Annotated in this window: 14 protein-coding genes; 5 read left to right on the top strand and 9 right to left on the bottom strand. The window is 70.8% G+C overall.

Annotation, left to right across the window (positions count from 1 at the left end):
- Positions 1-307 precede the first annotated feature (307 nt).
- The 3 genes from ACUKCB_RS15500 to hisS all read right to left on the bottom strand — a co-directional run bounded on the left by ACUKCB_RS15500 (position 308) and on the right by hisS (position 6949).
- Positions 308-2827, bottom strand: a complete 2520-nt coding sequence (locus ACUKCB_RS15500) for a LuxR C-terminal-related transcriptional regulator (protein WP_473041023.1) — start codon at positions 2825-2827, stop codon at positions 308-310.
- Positions 2828-2991: 164 nt separating this feature from the next.
- Positions 2992-5442, bottom strand: coding sequence for an ATP-binding protein (locus ACUKCB_RS15495; protein ID WP_473036325.1), 2451 nt, complete (start codon positions 5440-5442; stop codon positions 2992-2994).
- 187 nt (positions 5443-5629) lie between these two features.
- Positions 5630-6949, bottom strand: a complete 1320-nt coding sequence (gene hisS, locus ACUKCB_RS15490) for a histidine--tRNA ligase (protein WP_473036324.1) — start codon at positions 6947-6949, stop codon at positions 5630-5632.
- A 1374-nt stretch (positions 6950-8323) separates the two neighbouring features.
- Between hisS and ACUKCB_RS15485 the strand changes: the two genes are divergently transcribed.
- The 4 genes from ACUKCB_RS15485 to ACUKCB_RS15470 all read left to right on the top strand — a co-directional run bounded on the left by ACUKCB_RS15485 (position 8324) and on the right by ACUKCB_RS15470 (position 12669).
- Complete coding sequence (locus tag ACUKCB_RS15485) at positions 8324-8941, top strand: GTP-binding protein (RefSeq protein WP_191268224.1); 618 nt, start codon at positions 8324-8326, stop codon at positions 8939-8941.
- Positions 8942-9062: 121 nt separating this feature from the next.
- Positions 9063-11372, top strand: a complete 2310-nt coding sequence (secA2, locus tag ACUKCB_RS15480; RefSeq protein ID WP_473041022.1) for an accessory Sec system translocase SecA2 — start codon at positions 9063-9065, stop codon at positions 11370-11372.
- A 172-nt stretch (positions 11373-11544) separates the two neighbouring features.
- The gene (locus ACUKCB_RS15475) at positions 11545-11814 is read left to right on the top strand and encodes a DUF6406 domain-containing protein (protein ID WP_473036323.1); all 270 of its coding nucleotides are present in this window, start codon (positions 11545-11547) and stop codon (positions 11812-11814) included.
- 552 nt (positions 11815-12366) lie between these two features.
- Entirely contained in the window at positions 12367-12669 is a 303-nt protein-coding gene (locus ACUKCB_RS15470; RefSeq protein WP_473036322.1) for a Dabb family protein, read from the top strand.
- A gap of 281 nt (positions 12670-12950) precedes the next feature.
- Here the strand turns inward: ACUKCB_RS15470 and ACUKCB_RS15465 are convergent, their stop codons facing one another.
- The 6 genes from ACUKCB_RS15465 to ACUKCB_RS15440 form a co-directional block, all read right to left on the bottom strand.
- Positions 12951-13313 (bottom strand): hypothetical protein, encoded by a 363-nt coding sequence (locus ACUKCB_RS15465; protein WP_473036321.1) that lies wholly within the window; start codon positions 13311-13313, stop codon positions 12951-12953.
- Positions 13314-13846: 533 nt separating this feature from the next.
- The gene (locus ACUKCB_RS15460) at positions 13847-14785 is read right to left on the bottom strand and encodes a cytochrome d ubiquinol oxidase subunit II (RefSeq protein WP_473036320.1); all 939 of its coding nucleotides are present in this window, start codon (positions 14783-14785) and stop codon (positions 13847-13849) included.
- Positions 14786-14804: 19 nt separating this feature from the next.
- Positions 14805-16124 (bottom strand): cytochrome ubiquinol oxidase subunit I, encoded by a 1320-nt coding sequence (locus ACUKCB_RS15455; protein ID WP_473036319.1) that lies wholly within the window; start codon positions 16122-16124, stop codon positions 14805-14807.
- A 382-nt stretch (positions 16125-16506) separates the two neighbouring features.
- Positions 16507-17184, bottom strand: coding sequence for a response regulator (locus ACUKCB_RS15450; RefSeq protein ID WP_473036318.1), 678 nt, complete (start codon positions 17182-17184; stop codon positions 16507-16509).
- Positions 17159-18373: a sensor histidine kinase gene (locus ACUKCB_RS15445; RefSeq protein ID WP_473036317.1), complete on the bottom strand. Its 1215-nt coding sequence runs from the start codon at positions 18371-18373 to the stop codon at positions 17159-17161. The genes ACUKCB_RS15450 and ACUKCB_RS15445 overlap by 26 nt, the downstream gene beginning before the upstream one ends.
- 121 nt (positions 18374-18494) lie before the next feature.
- Positions 18495-19346, bottom strand: coding sequence for a spermidine synthase (locus tag ACUKCB_RS15440; protein ID WP_473036316.1), 852 nt, complete (start codon positions 19344-19346; stop codon positions 18495-18497).
- A gap of 167 nt (positions 19347-19513) precedes the next feature.
- On the opposite strand from ACUKCB_RS15440, the gene ACUKCB_RS15435 reads away from it, so the two are divergent.
- Positions 19514-21247 (top strand): proline--tRNA ligase, encoded by a 1734-nt coding sequence (locus tag ACUKCB_RS15435; RefSeq protein WP_473041021.1) that lies wholly within the window; start codon positions 19514-19516, stop codon positions 21245-21247.
- Positions 21248-21343: the final 96 nt, after the last annotated feature.

Below are 21343 nucleotides of genomic sequence, written 5' to 3'. Positions count from 1 at the left end.
AGGGGCCTCCCCAGGTTCTCCCTCGCGCCGGCACGGTTGCCCACCGGTTCCGGAGCCGGCTCCGGAACCGACGGCGCGACGGGAACCCGGTGTTCGGTCCGGGATCCGACGGCCGTTTCTGGGACCGGCAGGGCCCTGTTCGCGCAGTGCCGAGAGCCTGATGTCCCATGGCTTGAAGCCTAGCGTGTTCACAGCCATATGCACATGCATCTTGCTATGCAGATGCATATGTAGATTCATGGCAGGGGGAACTACACAACCCTCTCGCGACCGGACCGCACGTTCGGGCGCGGCGTCCCGGAGGGGGTCAGGCCGTACGGTGCCGCTCGATCCACGCGGTGATCTGCGTCCGCGAGTGGAACCCCATCTTCCGGTTGATGTTGGCGACGTGTCTGGCCGCCGTGGACGGTGTGATGAACAGGTCCCGGGCGATCTCGGGGTTGCTCCTGCCCGTGCTCACCAGCTGGGCGATCTCCAGCTCCCGACGGGTGAGGAGCTGCCGGGGATCCGTCGACTCGGGACAGGGCCCGGCGGTCCGCCCGGCACGCTCCCCGCCCCTGCGCCCCCGACGCGAATCGGACCGGGGGCTCGGCTGGGAGGAGGGACGGCGGCCCTCCTCGGCCAACCGTTCCGCCTCCCGGACCGCTTCGGACAGGCCGAGGACGTACCCCTGCTCCCACCAGCCCACCAGGTGCCGACGCCGCCGGCGGACCCGCTCCACGTCCAGGAACGGCCACGGAGCCCCGTGCACGGGCAGACCGACCTGGGACCGCACCGCCATGGCCGCTCCGGCCAGGCGGCAGGCGGGCTCGCGCAGTCCCGAACCGAACGCCGCCCGGGCCAGGGAGAGCAGGGTCCGGGCCGCTTCGGCGCGCTGTCCGCTCCCGTGGCTGAGCAGCAGGCCCTCACTCAGATAGTCGTAGGCCTGACCGACGGAACCCTGGGCGTGTGCGACCCGGCCGATCCCGGCCAGGCAGCGCGCCTCTTCCGAGGTCGCGCTGATCAGCCGCTGGGTGTCCAACGCCTCCCGATAACAGCGGTCGGCGGTCATCAGGTCGCCGTTGGCCTCCGCGGCCCGGGCCTGACCGATCAGGACCACCCCCACCCCCCAGCGGTGGTCGATCCCCCGCAGCAGGGTCAGGGCGGCGTTGTAGTGGTGGTCGGCGGCGGGGTAGTCGCCCTGCTGGGCCACCAGCGCGGCCCTGGTCCCCAGGGCGATGGCCTCCCCCCACAGGTCACCTGCCTCCCGGCACAGCCGAAGGGCCTCCTCGACCCGGACCGAGGCCAGGTCCGGCCTGCGGTCGCGCACCTCCACCAGCGCCAACAGGTTCAGGCAGGTGCGGACGAACACGTCGTCGCCGGCCTCCCGGCACAGCCGGAGCCCCTCCTCGCCCGTGGAACGGGCCAGGGCGTGGTCCCGCCGGACACGTGCCAACTGGGCCCGGGCGACGAGCGCCCTCGCCCGGGAGGGCGCCTTGGCGGTCTCCTCCAGGGCCAGCAGCCGGTCCATCCAGTGGGCGCCCTCGGAATAACTGTTGTGGCTCACCCAGTGCGCCACCAGGCTCACGCACAGCCGGAGTCCGGATTCGGCCGCCCCGCGCTGGTGGGACCAGCGCAGCAGCGACCTGAGCGTGTCGTACTCGGCGATGACCCGCTGACGACCGGAGTCGCGTTCGGACCACGGCATCGACCGGCTCGACTCCAGCTTCTGCCCCAGGTCCTCCACCAGGTGCAGCATGCGCACCAGCAGCCGGTCCTGGAAGGCCTCGCCCTCGCCCGCGGCGATCAGGCGCTCCTGCGCGAACTGGCGCACCGCCTCGGGGAGCCGGTAGCGCACCCGGCCCTCGAACTCACCGGTCACCGTGATCAGCGCCCGGTCCAGCAGGCAGGTGAGCAGATCGAGAACGTTCGACTCCGGCAGGTCCTCGTCCGCGCACACCTGCTCGGCCAACTCCAGGTCCCAGCCCCGGAACACCGAGAGGCGGCGCAGCAGCACCTGTTCGGGGCCGGGCAGGGACCGGTAGACGAAGTCCAGTACCAGCGGCAGCACCTGACTGCGCGAGACGGCCTGCCCCGGACCGGGCTGGAGCGCGGGGGAGGCCAGGTGGGAGCGCAGTCCCTCGGTGAGCGCCCCGATGCCCTCCTCCGGGGCCCGCGCGCCCAGCACCTCGATCCCCAGCGGGACACCGCCGGCCAGGTCGCACAGGGTCGCCACGGTCTCCAGTTCCGCCTCCGAGGCGGTGAACCGGGGGTCCCGGGCGCGGGCCCGGTCCAGGAACAGACGCACCGACTCGGCGTCGGCCGGATCGGGCGGCGGAGCGTTGCGCGCGGCCACCGGCAGCGCCATCGGGGGCACCCGCCACACCGTCCCGCCCGCGAGGCGCACCGGCAGCTCGCTGGTCAACAGGACCGACACCGCGGGGCACTCCGTGAGCAGGGCCTCACCGACCTCGGTCACCTCGTCCGCGATGTGCTCGCAGGAGTCCAGCACGAGCAGCAGCCGGCGGTCGCGCAGCGCCTCGGTCACCGTGTCCGCGAGGGGGAGCCCGGGCTCCTCGACCACGCCCACGGCATGGGCGATCCGCGCGTGGACCTCCAGGGTCGTGCGCACGTCGGTCAGGTCGGCCATCCACACACCGTCGGGGAAGGAGACAGTGGACTGCTCGGCCACGCGCAGAGCCAGCCGCGTCTTGCCGATTCCGTCGGCACCGCACAGGGTGACGGACCGGCTTGAGCCGAGCAGGCGGAGCAGATCGCTCAGATCTCGCTCCCGGCCCACGAAGCTGGTACCCGGCCGGGGGAGATTGTGCCGCGCGGGCGCGGTCAAAGGTGCCATGGCCTTCACAAGTAGGGGCTGTCGGGGGTGGTCCCACCGAGGAGGGACCAGGGGGCGGCGGGGGCGGACGTCATGAGGTGGGCACTGGGGCTTGGGCTTTCTGGTTTAGCGGGTGCACGCGCACTGTGCAAGTGCTGCCGGGCGAACGCAGCCGTTCAGCCGGACTCCTGCGGGGCGGCCCAGCCGGTCAACTGCGTTCTGGAGGAAATCGAGAGTTTTCTGAAGATGTTCGCGATATGGCGTGCGGCGGTGGCCTGGCTGATCGTGAGTACCCCGGCGATCTCCCTGTTGGACAGGCCCTGCCCGGCCAGCGTGGCGATCTCGCGTTCCCGGGGTGTCAGGGAGCCGGGGCCGCTCGCACGGGACTCCGGGGGCCGGGGAAAGGCCAGGGCCCGGTCGCGCACCTGCTCCAGGGGCAGCGAACGCCAGGCGTTCCACGCCTCGGTGGCCCGCCCGGCCCCCACCCGCCGCTCCACCGCCGAACGCAGCCGGACGGTCTCCGCGGACGGCCGGTCCAGCGCGGTCCTCAGGTCCGCGGCCACCCCGGCCAGGGCCGCGGCACGGGTGGGCTCCTCCTCGGCCAGGGCCAGCTCCGCCAGGGCCTCCAGGGCGTGGGCCACCGCGATCCGCCGACCGGACGTGAAGCTCACCCGCAGGCACCGGTCGAGCGGTTCGCGGGCGGCCAGGGTGTCGCGCGCGGCCAGGTGGAGCCGGCCCAGGTCGGCGGCGCACTGGGCGGCGTAGGGGGCCGAGGGCAGTTCGCCGAAGACCTCCAGGGCCTCGGACAGCAGCGCACTGGCCCGGTCGTGGTCACCGGCCTCCGCCGCGATGGAACCCAGCCCGTGCAGGCAGCGCGCCTCGCCCCACCGGTCGCCCAGCTCCCGTGCCAGGCCGGCGCTCTCCTCCAGGTGGGCGACGGCCTCCTCGGTGGCGCCCCGCCGCCGGGCCAGCTGGGACAGCACGTCCCGCGTGGTGCCCTCGGTCATCGGGTCCGCGGCCCGGCCGAGCCACTCCAGGGCGCGTTCGGCCTGCCGTCCGCCCTCCTCCAGAGCGCCGCTGCGCAGGGACAGGGTCGCCATCGTCGCCAGGGCGGAGGCCGCCGCGACGGGTTCACGGCAGGCCCGCGCCGCCTCCAGGGCGCACGCGGCCAGGGTGTCGACCCGCGGCGCGGAGTCCGTACCCAGGCGCAGCTCCGCGTGCAGGGCCAGGGCGCGGGCCCGCAGCGGGGGCGACTGCTCGTCGGGTTCACAGGCCAGCACCTGCTCCAGGAGCCGACTGCCCTCGGCGGACAGGTCCCGCACCAGCCAGTAGGGGCGCAGGGCCACGCAGATCCGCAGGGCCTCGTCCACCCGGCCCCTGGACAGGGCCCACGCCACCACCCGGGCGTGGTTGTCCCGGTGGTGGTCGTGCATCCGCAGCCGCCCCAGGCGCTCCTCCCAGGTCTGCGGGCAGGCGCCCTCCTTGACCTCCTCCTCCAGACGGGCGACGCAGAACCGCAGGTAGCGTTCCCAGCGCTCGTCGCCGTCGGCGCCCAGGCGCTCGGCGGCGTAGACGCGTACCGTCTCGGTCAGCCGGTAGTGGGCGGTGCCGTTGATCTCGGAGTCCATCACCACCAGCGACTTGTCCAGCAGCGAGAAGTGCAGGGGCAGGATGTCGGCGGGATCGACCCCCGAGCCCGAGCACACGTCCTCCGCGGCCTCCAGGTACCAGGTGGAGAACACCGACAGGCGGTGCAGGAGCAGGCGCTCGGCGTCGGTGAGCATGCCGTGGCTCCACTCCAGCACGGCGCGCAGGGTGCGCTGGCGCGCGGGCAGGTTGCCGGTCCCGTCACTGGTCAGGAGTTGGAAACGGTCGTCGAGGCGGCGCAGGATCTGCTGGACCGACAGCACCCGGACCCGGGCGGCGGCCAGCTCGATGGCGAGCGGCATGCCGTCGAGCATCCGGCAGATCTCCGCCACGTAACCCGAGTTCTCCCGGGTCATCTCGAACCCGGAGCGGGCCGCGTGCGCGCGGGTGAGGAACAGGCGCACGGACTCGTAGCGCTGGGCGTCGCGCCGGGGGATGGGGGCCGGCACCGGCGCGTAGGGGTCGGTGGGGGTGGGGCGCGCGGGCAGGGAGAGCGGCGGGACCCGCCAGATGTTCTCCTCCGGCATGTGCAGGGGCTGGCGGCTGGTCACCAGGATCCGCACCCGGGGGCAGTCGCGCAGCACCGCCTGGCAGAGTTCGGCCACCGGGCCCACGGCGTGCTCGCAGGTGTCCAGCAGCAGGAGGAGGTGCTGGGTACGCAACGCCGTGATGATGCCGTCCATCAGGGTCCGGGCGTCGCCGGTTACGGCGTGCAGCCCCGTCGCGACCGTGCGCAGCGCCTGTTCGCGGGTGGAGGCCTCGCTCAGGTCGATGAACCGCACCCCGTCGGGGAAGCGGCGCAGTACACGCTCGGCGAGGTGGAGCGCGAGCCTGGTCTTGCCGATCCCGCCGGTACCGGTCAGCGTGATCATCCTGGCCGTGCCCAGCAGGCGGCTCAGGTCGACGATGTCGCGTTCACGTCCGACGAATCTGATGAACTCGCCGGCGGACAGGGGCAGGTTGTGGCGGGGAGGAGACATGGCCTCGATTACTAGGACACCGAATCGGCCCGCGTCGTACGCGCGGTACGGCACGGAGTACAGCCTGTCCCAGTCTGGCACCCGGTTCCCGGAGCTGTCTCGGGAATGGCCGGTTCCGGCACGGGAGGTCGAAAACCACCCGTGCCGGGCCGATAACTGCTAAGTGGGGGCGGGCGCAGGCGCGGGGCTACCCCTCGGGGGTCCACACGGTCGGGTCGGCCGGACCCTGCTCGCCCCTGGCCATGTCCTTGACCTCGTGCTCCCCGCCCTGCTCGAAGGGCGGGAACCACACGAAGGGGATGCCCTTCTTCGAGGCGTACTGGATCTGCTTGCCGACCTTGGCGGTGGAGTGGAACACCTCGGTGTTGAAGCCGCGCTCGCGCAGCAGTTCGCCGGTGCGCAGCGCCTCGGCGCGCTGGTCGGCGCTCGGGACCACGACCATCACGTCGGTGGGGCAGACCCGGCCCCCCTCGATCCTGCCCTCGGCCACCAGTTTGGCGAAGATCCGGGTGAGGCCGATGGAGATGCCCACGCCCGGCAGGCGCCTGCGGATGAACTGTCCGGCGAGGTTCTCGTACCGGCCGCCCGCGCAGATGCTGCCGTAGCCGGGGTCGTCGTCGAAGGAGGCCTCGTAGACGGTCCCGGTGTAGTAGTCCAGACCGCGCGCGATGGACAGGTCCGCGACCACGCTGCCCTCGGGCAGGTCGGCGAGGTCGTTCAGGACGAAGGCGAGCTCCTCCAGGCCCTCCTCCAGCAGCTCCGAGACCACCCCGAGCGCCCGGACGCTCTCGATCACCTCGACGCCGGTGCCCTTCACCCGGGCCAGGGCCAGACAGGGGTCGATCTGCTCGTCGGTCAGCCCCTCGCCCTCCAGGATCGCGCGCACGCCGTCGTCCCCGATCTTGTGGAGCTTGTCCACGGCGCGGATGACCGCGATCGGGTCCTTGATGCCCAGGCCCTCGTAGAAGCCCTGGAGCACCTTGCGGTTGTTGACGTTGAGGGTCCAGGCGGGGATGTCGAGCCCGCTGAGCACCCGGTGCACGATGCGGGGGAGCTCGGCGTCGAAGTGCAGGGGCACCGAGTCCACGTTGATGACGTCGATGTCGCACTGGGTGAACTCGCGGAAACGGCCCTCCTGCGGGCGCTCGCCGCGCCAGACGCGCTGCATCTGGTAGCGCTTGAACGGGAAGGTCAGCTCGTTGAAGTGCTGTGCGACGTACCGGGCGAAGGGCACGGTCAGGTCGAAGTGCAGACCGAGCTTGGCATCGGAGTCATCGGAGTCGTCGGCCTGGAGCCGGTGCAGGGTGTAGACCTCCTGGGAGGTCTCGCCCTTGGCCATCAGCACGTCGAGGTTCTCCACGGAGGGTGTCTCCACGGAGGCGAAGCCGAAGGACTCGAATCCGCTGCGGATATGGTCCAGCCAACGCTGCTCCACGGCCCGGACCTGGGGGGTCCACTCGGGGAAACCGCTGATGGGAGTGGGGCGGACGACGCGCTGATCGGACATGTGGGGTTCTCGGCTCCGGAGTGTTCGGCCTGTTCGGGAAATCGGCCCTCGACCCGTTCGCGCGCGCACGCGTCGCACCGCGGCGGGCGCCGTCCGGGGAGGGTGCCCGCCCATCCTACGCACCCCGCCGCCGGGACGCTCCCGTCCACAGCCCCCACTCGTGCGATGTGCGCCAACCCGCCGTGATCTTGCTACCAGGGGCAACTTCGGCGCCGAAGTTGCCCCTGGTAGCAAGATCACGGCTCAAGAGGGGGCCGAATCCGCCCGGGAGGAAGAGCAGAGGGCCCCGGCCAGTGGTCAACCTCGGCCACAGGAGCGCCCCCGAGTGCCTACCTCCGCCCCAGGAGGCGCCCCTGTCCAGCCACCTCAGCCCCAGGGGGAGTGCTTCCCGCTCACCTCTGCCCCAGGGGGTGTGCCAATATCCGGGGCAGAAGCTCAGCCCCAAGAGGCGTGCCTTCCCACCTCAACCACAGCAGGAGCACCCTCCCACTCACCTCGGCCCCAACGGGTGCCCCTGCCTGCCCGCCCCGGCCCCAGGGGGTGTTCTTTCGTTCGGGCGCGGGAGTCCGGGTTGCAGCAAACACGGTGCAAGACGAGGCAAGCCGCCGGCAGGGACGGGCACCGCGCCGTAGGCGTCCGTTGAGGGTGGCGGCGGGCGACGGGTGGGCGAGCAGGGCGCCGCCGAGGATGCTGTGCCTGCTACAACCCGAATCCCTCCGCAAAGGCGCCGAACACGGGCCGAAGCGAAGCGGAGGACCAAAACAAACACATCAAGCACAGCAAACACGTCACCGGCCCACGTGGACGGTTGTGGGCCGGTGACGGTTGTAGGGGCGTCCTGTGGGGGATACGGCCGGTCCGACGTCGAAGAGCGAGACGTCGGCGGTGGTCGTGCCCCGGGGCGCCGCCAGGGCCCCGTGGTGGCCGCGCCTCGTGCCAGGAGATTCGTGCGACCGCGCTTGGGTGGTGCCCTGTTCTCCACCGTAGATGGCGTGGGCGGGCGCCGGACAGGGATTGGCGCGGCCGAAAGCGGCCGAAAACGGCCTCTCACAATGTCGTAAAGTCGACCGTCCGGGGTACGGGAGTGTGCTTGTCTGACTACGGTCCGTCGGCCAAGGCGGACTCCCCGCCACGAGGTGGACATTCGACCTTGGGGTCTCTCGGGGTGCCTGGTGGCCGGAAAGGGCGCAATGGCCGGGGTTGTGACCTCGCTCCCCACTGTGCGGAAACCCCGGATTCCAGCGCCGTCCGGTGTTAGGTTCCAGATGCGGTCGTTCCTGTGGAAGTTCGGACCCGGGAGCGCCGCGCCCCCTCCAGACCGGGTCGTGTGAGCCAACCGTCCGTGCAGGCCCGGCACTCTCGCTAGGACAAACTGTGACCCACTCAGCTAACAGCACGAACAACGTCCACGCACCCACCGAACTGTCCACCAAGATCATCATCGCCGGGGGCTTCGGGGTCGGAAAGACCACGTTCGTCGGGGCTGTGTCGGAGATTCCCCCGGTTCGCACCGAGGCCGCGGTGACCGCGGCCAGCGCGGGTGTGGACGACCTCTCGCACACCCCGGACAAGACCAGCACCACGGTGGCGATGGACTTCGGCCGGATCTCCCTGGACACCGACCTCACCTTGTTCCTGTTCGGCACGCCCGGTCAGCAGCGTTTCTGGTTCATGTGGGACGACCTGGTCCGGGGCGCTCTGGGCGCGGTGATCCTCGCTGACACCCGGCGCCTGGAGGACACCTTCCAGGCCCTGGACTACTTCGAAAGGCAGTACCGTCTGCCCTTCGTCGTCGCCGTCAACGAGTTCGACCCCGAGGCGGCCTACAGCGCGGAGGAGTTGCGTGATGCCCTGGACCTGACCCCGGACGTCCCCGTCGTCTACTGCGATGCGCGCGACCGCAGGTCCGTGGTGCGGGTCCTGGTCACTCTGGTCAAGCACGCGATGGCGGTGGAGGCGCGGCAGCGGACCCAGCGTCAGCTCGTCAACTGACCTCTGCACCCCTCGATGCCGGACTTATGTGGTGGTTTGTCCCTGTTGGTTCGGTCAAGCGAGCGTACGGGGGGAACCAATCGGTTGTGTCCAGCGTTACCCTGGCGTGGTGTTCGGACGAATGGCGGAAAGCGTCCGCCGCCTACTGGGCAAGCCCGGTGCGGTGGACCTGCGGCCCTATACCAAGCTCCTGCCGGCGATCGAGGCCGAAGAGGAGGGTCTGCGAGAACTCAGCGACACAGAGCTGACGGAGAAGGCCATCGACCTCGGCTACGCCGAGCTCCCCTACTCCCCGGGTGACCTTGTCAACCTGTGTGCGGTCGGCCGTGAGGCCGCCCGGCGCACCCTCGACGAGCGCCCCTTCGACGTGCAGTTGCTCGGTGTCATGGCCCTGCTCGACGGCCACGTCGCCGAGATGGCCACCGGTGAGGGCAAGACCCTCGCCGGAACCCTCGCCGCGGCGGGGTTCGCCCTGCGCGGCAAACGTGTCCACGTGCTCAGCGTCAACGACTACCTCGCCAGGCGCGACGCCGAGTGGATGCGGCCCCTCTACAAGATGCTCGGGGTGACCGTGGGCTTCGTCAGCGAGGAGTCCACCGTCGCCGAGCGCAAGGACGCCTACGCCTGCGACGTCACCTACGCGGCCGTCAGCGAACTCGGTTTCGACGTGCTGCGCGACCGCATGGTTACCGACGTCGACGACAGGGTGGTCCCCGAACCCCACGTGGCGATCGTCGACGAGGCGGACTCCGTGCTCGTCGACGAGGCCCGGGTGCCCCTGGTCCTTGCCGGCGCGGCGGAGAGCATGCCCGCCGACGTGGAGATGGCCGACGTCGTCCGCACCCTCAAACCGCGCCTGCACTACGAGGTCGACAGCGAGGGGCGCAACGTCCAGCTCACCGACGCCGGGATCGACGCGGTCGAGAAGTCCCTGGACGGGGTCGACCTGTACTCCGAGGAGGACACCTCGGTCCTCCCGCAGGTCAACCTGGCCCTGCACGCGCACGTGCTGCTCCAACGCGACGTCCACTACGTGGTGCGCGACGGCGAGGTGCGGCTGATCAACGAGTCGCGCGGCCGTATCGCCCTGCTCCAGCGCTGGCCGGACGGCCTCCAGGCCGCGGTCGAGGCCAAGGAGAAGGTCGCGGTCAGCGAGACCGGCGAGGTCCTGGACTCCATCACCGTGCAGGCCCTGGTCATGCGCTATCCGACGCTCGCGGGCATGACCGGTACCGCGATGGCCGTCGCCGAGCAGCTTCGTGAGTTCTACGAGCGCGAGGTCGCGGTCATCCCCTCCAACAAGCCGAACATCCGGGAGGACCACGGCACCCGCCTGTACGCCACGCGCGAGGAGAAGGAGGACGCCCTCGTCGCCCGGGTGAAGGAGGTCCACACGACGGGCCGCCCCATCCTCATCGGTACCCAGGACGTGGCGGAGTCCGAGCTCCTGGCCTACCGGCTGCGCGAGGCCGGGCTGGAGAGCGTGGTCCTCAACGCCAAGAACGACGCGGACGAGGCCTCCATCATCGCGGAGGCGGGCACCCACGGCGCGATCACCGTCTCCACCCAGATGGCCGGTCGCGGCACCGACATCCGGCTCGGCGGCAGCGACATGGCCGACCGCGACCGGGTCGTGGAGGCCGGAGGCCTGTTCGTCATGGGCTTCGGCCGTTACCCCAGCAGCCGCCTGGACGGACAGTTGCGCGGGCGTGCCGGACGTCAGGGCGACCCGGGTGACTCCATCTTCTTCGTCAGCATGGACGACGACCTGCTGGTGAACCACGCGCCCGAGACCACGGGCTTCCAGACCACGGCCGAGGGCGAAATCACCGACGAGGCCTGGCTGGGCATGGTCGACCACGCCCAGCGGGTCTCCGAGGGGCAGCTGCTGGAGGTGCACCGCAACACCTGGCGGTACAACAAGCTCATCGACGTGCAGCGTGAGGTGGTCCTGGAACACCGGGAGCTGGTCCTGTCCGGGGACGAGGGCGACCGGCACATCAGGGCGGACCGCAAGGAGCGTCACGAGGAGCTGGTGGAGGAGCTGGACGCCGAGAAGGTCGCCAGGGCCGCCCGGTTGATCACCCTGTACCACCTGGACCGGGGCTGGACCGACCACAACGCGTTCCTGTCGGAGCTGCGGGAGGGCATCCACCTGCGCTTCCTCGGTCGCCGGGATCCCCTCGACGAGTTCAACCGCGAGGCCGTCCCGGTCTTCAAGGGCTTCCTGGACGAGGCCCGGGCGCGGGCCGCAGCCAGCTTCGAGGAGCTGGAGGTGGTCGACGGGGAGCTCGACGTGAGCTCCGTCGGGGTCAAACGCCCGACGATGACCTGGACCTACATGGTGCACGACCACCCGTTCAGCTCGGCGCTGGAAACGCTCGTGGGTCGGCTCAAGGGCGGTCGGGGTTCGTCGAACGGCACGAATTAGCTTCACTACCGCATGCGCGGGTCGGGACTAAAGTCCTGGCCCGCGCATTACTTTTGTCGGTTATTCTGCTCAAACGCTGATCCGGTCTGCTGGTTCCCTGTGTCATTGATCGGTCCGGGTTAATATGGATGCGTTTTCAATGGAATCCGAGACGGTTGGGACTGAGTCCACGGTGGTCCACGAGATCGGCGCGCAGGAGAAGATCAGTTACGGGCGCAACGACCGCTTCACTGGCGGACCCGTTGGCGGAGGGAGCTTCTGGACCGACGAAGACGGTCAGCCGGTGGCCAAGATCGGCGGCCCGAAAGAGTGGCGGCCCACGCCCATGATCGATGTCCGGGTGGGTGATGTGTTCAGTGTCGGCGGCCAGGTGTGGAGGGTCACGGAAATTATTGACGCCGATTCGCCGAGTGCGTATCTGATAGCTACCAGGATTAGCTGAACCACTTCCCCGGGGTGACCCGGGATCTTCTTTGTCTGTGCCTCCGCTGGAATTGCAACCCATTGCAACCTTTCCCCTGGTTGCTGCGGGACGTTCCTGTTCCGGTTTTCCGGCGGGGGCTTCGCCGTTTCCTTCGGCCATGCGGGTCCGACCGCGCCGGCCAGGCCGTCCGGGCCCGCCCGGCCGAACCCGGAGCCCGGGTCCGGGGCCGGGTCCGGGTCCGGGGTCGGCCTACGGCCTCGGTGCCGGCCGTACCAGATGTGCGGACTGTGTACTTCACCTTGCGGACAGTTCGTCTCCGCAGGTCAGAAGGGGCGTGCGTTCGTTGGCTGGTGGGAATCGAGACGTTCCGGTTATCCGAAGGGGGGTGTTCGCGTTACCGGTGCCTCGTTAACGTCAGTTGGGTATGGCGCGCCCCGGTGTTCGTGGGAGGGTTCTTCGTCCCCGGGGTGAGGGTCGTGGCGTCCTGCCGCCGCCGGTCCCAGGGGCTGTCCCCCGCCCCTGGGCCTGGTCGGCCTCCCCTCCCTCCCGGACCCGGGTAGGTTCTCGGGTATGGCACTTCGACACATCGCGCTCTTCCGCTGGCAGGACGGCGTCACCCCCGAGCAGGTCGCCCAGGTCGAGAGGCTGTTGGGCGCGCTTCCCGACGCGATCCCCGAGCTTGATTCCTACACCTTCGGCCCGGACCTCGGGATCAGCGAGGGCGCCTACGACTTCGCCGTGGTCGCCGAGGTCGCGGACGAGGCCGGTTTCGTCGCCTACCGGGACCACCCCGAGCACCGGTCAGCCCTCGCGGTCATCGGCCCGCTGCTGAGCGACCGGGCCGCGATCCAGTACTCGATCCCGGACAAGTAGATCCTGTTTCAGAGAAGCTTTTGACCCTGTCTCTGTCACTTCTTCTTTGTAATCAGGGGTTTTCTGGAAAACCGAGTGGCGCTCTGGTCTTGCGGTAGAACTCGTTCCAGTATTAGCCTCTGGGTAAGCCTCGCCCGGTGAGGGCATCCCGCAGTTCGGTCGTGGGGTGTCGCCGGCGGCAGGCGAACCGAAAACCGTCGCCCGTCGAAGTCGGATCGCGCCCCGACTTCGGCGGGCGACGTCCGTTGTGCGGGTCCCCGTCCACGGGGGCGGGCGGACGCTCAGCCGAGGAGTCGTGAGATCTCACCGAAGGTCGGGCACGGCCAGGTCAGGTGGCAGCTCCGACATCGGCGCCCGGTGGCCTGGTCGGGCTGTTCCGAGCCGTCGGGGCTGTGCAGTAGGAGGAGGTCCACGCAGACGCTCGCCAGGGTGGCTACCTCGTTGCGCGCGTTCGCGTAGAAGGCGACGTCGTTGATCCGGGCGAGTGCGCTGCCGGAGCGGGTGTCGGGGAGTCCGACGGTCTCCGGTTCCCAGGGCACGGCCCGAGTCGAGCGCTCCAGGATCTGCTGCACGTACTGGAGCAGCCTCGCGTGGTCGGAGAGGCGTCGTCCCCTCCGTGTCGCTGGTCTCGTGAACGGCGGCATCGCCTTCCCCAACGGGTGGATACGCAGCGGCTCATCCCCAGGGGAAAAGCGCTGTGACTTAGAGTACACATATCGTTGCGGATTGTCGCGATGTGGGAGTGGGGTCCGCCGGGCAAAGGACGCGGGCCGTCCCCGAGGGGAGGGACGGCCCGCAGGAAGGGGTGGGGCACCGGTCAACTGGACGGGTGCCCCGGTCGGGGCGGTCAGCCGCAGTTGCCGCCGCAGCCGCACGAGCCACCGCTCTGGCAGCCGCAGCCACATCCGGAGCCGCAGTTGCAGCCGCTCTGACTCGGTGGTCTGGTCAGGGGGTGGGTCACAGTCCCTCCTCAGGGCTCGACGCCGCGCCCGTGTGCGATCACGCCGGATCCTCCCGGGACCGGGAGGGGCGTCACGGGTACGTTTCCCGCAACAGGAAGTGCCCGTCGCCCGGCTTTCCCAACCCGAGGCGGGGAGTTGACCCTGCCTCGGCCCGGGGGCGTGAAACCGGCACCTCTCGACCGGGACCGCGCTGACCAGTGGCTTCTCCGGGGGGATCAGGCGAAGAAGCTGGGAGGGGCCGCGGGGTGGCGGGTCATTCGGTAGAGCCAAACCTGGCCGAGGAGCATGACCGGAACTGCGGGCGCCAGCATCGACCACACGAACACGGCGGTCACCTGGGGGATGTCCGCCGACGGAAGTTGCGCGGACGAGGCCACCAGCAGCCCCGGGACCGCGATCGCCAGGGCGGAGGTGTACCGGGACAGCATCGGACCGCTCAGACCGCTGGTGGCGGCCAGGGCCGCCAGCAGTACCGCGACCAGCAACACCGCGACCTCGAGGCGCACCAGTACCGGCCCACCGAAGCCCGCCGCGGCGGCCACCGTCACCGCGACGGAGCCCAGCGCCACCCGGGCCAGGGTCCGCGTCGCCCTGGCGGCGGTGTCAGCGCTCTCCCCGGGGACCGGCCCGACCAGCCGCTGTGCGCCGAAGGCCGCGCCGCGCAGCGCGAACAGGGAAGTGACCGCCGCCGTGCACGTGACGGTGAAGGGGTCCACGGACAGGCCGCCGCCGAGCAGACCGGCCAGCACCAGCCCCCAGGCGACGGCCAGGGCCCAGCTGCCCGTCACGAGCGCGGTATCGCAGACGGACCGCCACCGCCGGCCGTCCACCCGGGCGCGGAACCACAGCCCCGCGTCCCGGAACAGCCATCCGGCCAGCAGGACGACGATCACCGGCCACAGGTCACCGACCACCTGGTGCTCCAGGGCGGGGAAGAGCCCGGCCAGCACCCCGACCGCGGCGACCAGCCACACCTCGGAGGCCAGGAAGTAGGGGGCGATGGCGGACACCACGCGACGGCGTTCCTCCGGGGTGTGTGCCACGTGCGGCATCAACATGCCCAGACCGATGTCGGCCCCGGCCAGGACCAGGTAGCCCACGACGAACAGTGCGAGGAGTACCGCGGAGGGCGTTGTTTCGGCGAGGACGGCCATGGTTGTCTCCCTCTGGCTCTCAGAACGTGTGGACGGGGGCGTCGGTCTTCTCAGGGGCCTCCTCGCGGTGCTCGGCCAGGGGGCCTGCCTCCGGGCCGCGGCGGGCGAGGCGGACCAGCAGCCAGTACGTCACGGCGGCCAGCACGGCGAAGGCGACGGTGAACAGGGTGAAGGACACCAGGGCCGCGCCCGTGGACATGGGTGTCACGGCGTCGGCGGTGGTCAGGTGGTGCACCACCACCCAGGGCTGGCGGTTGGTCTCCCGGTAGACCCAGCCGCCCACACTCGCCAGGTAGGGGAGGAGGGGGGAGAACAGCAGGACTGCCAGGCCCCACCGGCGCGGCCTGAACCAGGCCGGGAACAGGACGCCGGGGCGCTTCCGGGAGGCGAACCGGTTCGGAAACCACCGCCTGGGGTCGAGCAGGGCGAGGATCCGGGGCAGCAGCATGACCGGGCCGAGGAAGAACATAATGCCCCAGGCGGTCATCATCACGGCGTCACCGGTCACGTTCGCGGTGGTCACGAACGCGCTTCGCCCGGCGGCCTCGACCGCCTCGATCTCCTCGGCGGTGTAGGTCAGCCCGCTGGTGGGCGGGTCCTCGCCGAAGATCTGGAACTGCATACCGCCGAAGGTCACGACGAGGAACGGCATCACGCACATCGTCACGGCGGAGTAGCTCATCCCGCGCCGGAAGATCCCGTGCGGGTCGTTGCCGCGCAGCAGATGGTAGGCGCTGGCGGCCGCGATGACGAGGGCGCCCACCAGCATCGCGCCGGTGACCACGTGCAGGAAGGCCACGAGTGCCGCGGGGTTGGTCATCAGGGCGACCGGGTCGGTCATGTGCGCGGTCCCGTCCACCATCTCGAAGCCCACGGGGCGGCGCATGAAGCCGTTGGAGACCAGCACCCACCACGCCGACCCGTACGCTGTCGCGGTCACCACCGCGAAGCAGAACAGATGGGCCCACCGGCCCATCCGGTCCCAGCCGAAGATCCACAGGCCCAGGAACGTGGACTCGACGAAGAAGGCGGTCATCGTCTCCAGGGCCAGTGGCGCCGCGAAGGTGTACCCGAACATCTCGTGCAGTCCGCTCCAGTTCAGGGCGAGCTGGAGTTCCATCACGAGGCCGGACAGGATCCCCATTCCGTAGTTGACCAGGTACAGGCCGCCCCAGAACCGGACGGAGGCCATCCGTGCGCGGTCACCGCGCAGGACCGCGAGGAACTGGGCGCCGAGGATGTAGGGGGCCAACCCGAGGGTGAGCGCGACGAACATGTAGTGCGTGGCGGCGGTCAGCGCGAACTGGAGCCGTGCCAGGACGAGCGGGTCTTCGAACATCGGCTGGCCTCTGCGGTCGGCGGTGGGGACGCCGAACAGCATCCGCCGACGGCCAGGGGCGTCGCATCGTCCCCGGGGCGGCACGTGGGGCACCCCGGGGGAGGTATCCCGGCCGGGGGCCTACTCTCCGAGGCGTAGGGGACGACCCCGACGTCCGCCCGGGGTCTCCGGAAAGCGATCCGTACGCCCTGTAAGCGGCCTCGGACACCGCACCCGCATGCCACAGCACCACCGAGGAGAGCACCGACAGCACGGCGAACACAACGGGAGGGGGCGTGCTGACCATCCTCGACGAGGTCCGCCTTCTGTCAGAACTTCACCCGGGCCGGTGTGGGCCGCGGAGGGCGGGTCCGGCAGAGGCCCGGGACAGTGCGTCGCCCGGTCACCGGTCGTCCCGGGCCCAGCCCGGGGTCACCAGGGCGGTCTCGTAGGCGAGTACCACCAGCTGGGCCCGGTCGCGTACCCCCAGCTTCACCATGGTGCGGCTGACGTGGGTCTTGGCCGTGGCCGGGCTGAGTACCAGCTTCCGGGCGATCTCCTCGTTGGACAGTCCGTGGCCGACCAGGGCGAGGACCTCGCGCTCGCGGTCGGTGAGCCCGTTCAACCGCGCCGACGGTTCGGGGTCGCGGGGCGGGCGGCGGGCGAAGTCGGCGATCAGCCGCCGGGTGATGCCGGGGGAGAGCAGGGCCTCGCCCCCGTGGACGACCCGCACCGCCTGAAGCAGGTCGCGCGGTTCGGTGTCCTTGACCAGGAACCCGCTCGCGCCGCCGCGCAGCGCGTCGAAGATGTACTCGTCCAGGTCGAACGTGGTGAGGATGACGACCCGCGTCCGCTCCAGGGAAGGCTCGGCCAGGATCCGCTCGGTGGCGGCCAGACCGTCCACCCCTGGCATCCGGATGTCCATCAGCACCACGTCGGGCCGTTCGGTGCGTGCGAGGCGGACCGCGTCCTCGCCGTCGGACGCCTCCGCGACCACCTCGATGTCGGGCGCGCTGTCCAACAGGGCACGGAACCCCGCTCGAACCAGTGCCTGGTCATCGGCGAGCAGTACCCGGATCAACCTGTTCTCCCTGTCCCTTCGCGGGGCCGCCGTCGACCGGCAGCCTCGCCCGTACCCGAAATCCTCCCCCGTCCGCAGGGCCCGCGTCCACCGAACCCCCGACGAGGGCGGCCCGCTCCCGCATCCCGGTGATGCCGTTGCCCGCGGCCGGCGGGCCCACTGTTCCGCGGCCGTCGTCGGTGACCTCCACGGACAGCTCCGAGGGCCCGTAGTCGAGGCGAACCCACGCCCGGTCCGCGTCCGCGTGCCGGACCACGTTGGTGAGCGCCTCCTGCACGGTCCGGTAGGCCACACCGTCCACCCCGACGGCCAGCCGCCGCTCCTCGCCGGTGACCCGCACGTCCACGGCCAACCCCGCTCCGCGGGCGCCCGCCACCACCTCCTGGACCCGGTCCAGGCCCCGGACCGGTGACCGCGGCGCCGACCCGTCCTCGTCGACCACCCGTAGTACCCCGAGGATGGCCCGCAGCTCCGACAGCGTGTCCTTACTGGTCTGTTTGATGGTGGCCAGCGCCTCGGCGGCCCGTTCCGGCTGGCTCTCCATCAGGTACAGCGCGGTTCCGGCCTGCACGTTGATCAGCGAGATGTTGTGGGCGACCGTGTCGTGCACGTCGCGCGCCAGCCTCAGCCGCTCGTCGGAGGCCCTGCGCAGCAGCTCCTCCTCCCGGCTCCTGGTCACCTCCGCTTCGCGCTCCTGGTCCGCGTGCAGGTACTCCTGGCGCCAGCGCACCACCTCGGCGGAACACAGCAGGACCAGGACCCAGGCCACGATGCCCAGTGCCTCCGGCCGGTAGTCGCCCATGACCAGGAATTCGTAGCCGTTGACCGCCACGAACTGGCCGATGCCGAGTGCCCACCCGAAGCCCCGGTAACCCCGGCGCACCACGGTGTAGAGCATCACGGCGGCACAGAGCATCACCACCCCGTCCGGGAAACCCAGCGGATAGTAGGCGGACGCCGTGGTGACGGAGACCGCCGCGACCGTTCGCGGGAAGGCGGACCGCCACAGGAGCGGCAGACCGGCGGCCAGGATGAGCGCGTACCCCCACGGCCAGGGCTCGGTGTCCTCGGGCACGGGATCGATCACCTCCACCGCCGCGGTGCTGGCCACCGACAGGGCCAGGAGCACGACCGTGAGCCAGAGGTCGGTGCGGTCGGGGCGCGGGAAGCGGGAGAGTAGTGCTGCCACGAGTCCGACAGTACGGTCCTCGCGCCGGGGACGCCGTCCCCCTGAGGGGGACACTTCGGGGCGGGTCTACTCCCCGGGGAGTAGACCCGCCCGCGGATCCCGGACCCGTGGCGGACCGGCCTCAGAAGATGTCGGTCGGCGGGGCGGGCGAGTCCACGGCGTCGGCGTCGCGCACGGGGGAGTGGCCGGAGACGAACCGGTCCAGGTCGTCGCCCTCCACCAACCGCGCCATCTCCGGGTCCCGGTGCGCCAGCCGCCCCAGCTCCTCCACCGGGAGCGGCCGGTGCCCCGCCACCAGGACGAGGTTGCCGAAGCGCCGACCGCGCAGGACACCCGGCTCGGCGGTCATCACCACGTGCGGCAGCACCGAGCGGGCCGTGGCCACCTGGGCACGGGTGTGCTTCAGGGCGTAACCGTCCCCCACGTTGACCACCAGGAAGCCGCCCGGCCGCAGTACCCGTGCGGCTTCGGTGTAGAACTCGGCGGAGGTCAGCCGGGCCGGGGTCCGCGCCCCCGCGAAGACGTCGGACACGATCAGGTCGGCACTGGATCCGTGCCGCGCGGCGATCCAGTCCCGGGCGTCGCCGACCCCCACCCGCAGCTGCGCCCTGCGGTCCCACGGAAGGCGCCGCCGGACCATCTCCACCAGCGCCGCGTCCACGTCCACCGCGCGCTGACGCGACCCGGGACGGCTGTGCGCCACGTAGCGGGCCACCGTCAGCGCCCCGGCCCCCAGGTGCATCGCCTCGACCGGCTCACCCTCCGGCGCCACCAGATCGACCGCGTGCGCGATCCGCCGCACGTACGAGAAGTCCAGGTAACCGGGGTCGGACAGGTCCACGTGCGACTGCGGGGTGCCCTCCACCAGCAGGAACCACGAGTTGGGCCGGTCCGCGTCGGCGAGCAGGTCCACTCCGGGCACCGCCGAGAACTCCTCCTCGGGCTCCACCCGCTCACGCACACGTCTGCCCATGCCCCCGCCTTCGCTCCTCGAAAACCGTTCACACCCTAGGCGCACCTGCGCCCTGTCGGGAACCGGCGCGCGAACCCCCCTGCGGTGGCGCTAGCCTGGGTTTCCCCAGATCTTCCAACCTGCGCCCCCCGGGGCGTGATCACCTAGGAGTGGCCGTGCTACTGCGGATGTCGACCCTGTTCCTGCGCACCCTGCGTGAGGACCCGGCGGACGCCGAGGTGCCGAGCCACAAGCTGCTCGTCCGCGGCGGCTACGTCCGCCGAGCCGCACCCGGCGTCTACACCTGGCTGCCCCTGGGCAAGCTCGTCCTGGAGAACGTGGCACGGGTGGTGCGCGAGGAGATGAACGCGATGGGCGGCCAGGAGGTCCTCCTGCCCGCCCTGCTCCCCAAGGAGTACTACGAGGCCTCCGGGCGATGGGAGGAGTACGGCGACACCCTGTTCCGGCTGAAGGACCGCAAGGGCGCCGACTACCTGCTCGGCCCCACCCACGAGGAGCTCTTCACCCTCCTCGTCAAGGGCGAGTACTCGTCCTACAAGGACTTCCCGGTCGTGCTCTACCAGATCCAGGAGAAGTTCCGCGACGAGGCCCGCCCCCGCGCCGGGATCCTGCGCGGCCGCGAGTTCCACATGAAGGACGCCTACTCCTTCGACATCGACGACGAGGGCCTCCAGGAGTCCTACGACAAGCACCGGGCCGCCTACGTCCGGATCTTCGACCGGCTCGGCCTGGACTACGTCATCGTCGCCGCGACCTCCGGCGCCATGGGCGGCTCCGCCTCCGAGGAGTTCCTGGCCGTCGCCCCCACCGGCGAGGACACCTTCGTGCGCAGCACGGAGTCCGACTACGCCGCCAACGTCGAGGCCGTCCGGACCCCGGCACCCGCGGAACTGCCCGTCGAGGGGCTGCCCGAGGCCCGGATCCACCACACCCCGGACACCGCCACCATCCAGACGTTGGTGGACTTCCTCAACGGCGCCGGCCTGGGCCGCGACTTCACCGAGGCCGACACCCTCAAGAACGTCCTGGTCAAGACCCGGGCCCCCGGCTCCACGGAGTGGGAGCTCCTCGCCGTCGGCCTGCCCGGCGACCGGGAGGTCGACTTCAAGCGCCTGGAGGCGGCCCTGGAGCCCACCGAGGTCTCGCTCCTGGAGGAGTCCGACTTCGCGGCCAACCCCTTCCTGGTCAAGGGGTACATCGGCCCGAAGGCCCTGCTGGACAACGAGGTCCGCTACCTCGTCGACCCGCGCGTGGTCACCGGCACCGCCTGGGTGACCGGCGCGGACAAGGCCGACCACCACGTGGTCGACCTGGTGGCCGGGCGCGACTTCACCCCGGACGGCACCATCGACGTGGCCGAGGTGCGCGACGGCGACGCCTCGCCCGACGGCCGGGGCACGCTGTACACCGCGCGCGGCATCGAGATCGGGCACATCTTCCAGCTCGGCCGCAAGTACACCGACGCCTTCAAGCTGGACGCTCTCGGCAAGGACGGCAAGCCCAAGCGCGTCACCATGGGCTCCTACGGCATCGGTGTCTCCCGCGCCGTCGCCTCCGTCGTCGAGCAGTCGCACGACGACAAGGGCATCATCTGGCCGCGCGAGATCGCGCCCGCCGACGTGCACGTGGTCGGAACCGGCAAGGGCGGCGAGGTCGAGGAGGCCCTGCGGATCGGTCGCGAACTGGAGGCCCGGGGCCTGCGCGTGCTGGTCGACGACCGCAAGGCGGCTCCCGGCGTGAAGTTCAACGACGCCGAACTGTTGGGGGTGCCGACCACCGTCATCGTCGGCCGCGGCCTCAAGGACGGCCTCGTCGAGTTGCGCGACCGTCGCAGCGGTGAGCGCTCGGACGTGCCGGTCGGGGAGATCGTCGAGCGCACCGTGGCCGCCTGCGCCGAGTAGTGCGCGGCCGCTCCGCCGGACACCGAAGACCGAAGGGGGCTCCCGCGCACACGCGCGGGAGCCCCCGGCCGTCCGCCGTCCGACCCGCGCCCGGGC

The organism is Nocardiopsis moroccensis (assembly GCF_055763695.1).
This window is presented reverse-complemented; position numbering and strand designations above follow the sequence as displayed.

Coding starts and splice junctions, on each gene's coding strand:
- ACUKCB_RS15495 (WP_473036325.1), bottom strand. CDS start 5,442: ATGTCTCCTCCCCGCCACAACCTGCCCCTGTCCGCCGGCGAGTTCATC.
- hisS (WP_473036324.1), bottom strand. CDS start 6,949: ATGTCCGATCAGCGCGTCGTCCGCCCCACTCCCATCAGCGGTTTCCCC.
- secA2 (WP_473041022.1), top strand. CDS start 9,063: ATGGCGGAAAGCGTCCGCCGCCTACTGGGCAAGCCCGGTGCGGTGGAC.
- ACUKCB_RS15470 (WP_473036322.1), top strand. CDS start 12,367: ATGGCACTTCGACACATCGCGCTCTTCCGCTGGCAGGACGGCGTCACC.
- ACUKCB_RS15465 (WP_473036321.1), bottom strand. CDS start 13,313: ATGCCGCCGTTCACGAGACCAGCGACACGGAGGGGACGACGCCTCTCC.
- ACUKCB_RS15460 (WP_473036320.1), bottom strand. CDS start 14,785: ATGGCCGTCCTCGCCGAAACAACGCCCTCCGCGGTACTCCTCGCACTG.
- ACUKCB_RS15455 (WP_473036319.1), bottom strand. CDS start 16,124: ATGTTCGAAGACCCGCTCGTCCTGGCACGGCTCCAGTTCGCGCTGACC.
- ACUKCB_RS15440 (WP_473036316.1), bottom strand. CDS start 19,346: ATGGGCAGACGTGTGCGTGAGCGGGTGGAGCCCGAGGAGGAGTTCTCG.
- ACUKCB_RS15435 (WP_473041021.1), top strand. CDS start 19,514: ATGTCGACCCTGTTCCTGCGCACCCTGCGTGAGGACCCGGCGGACGCC.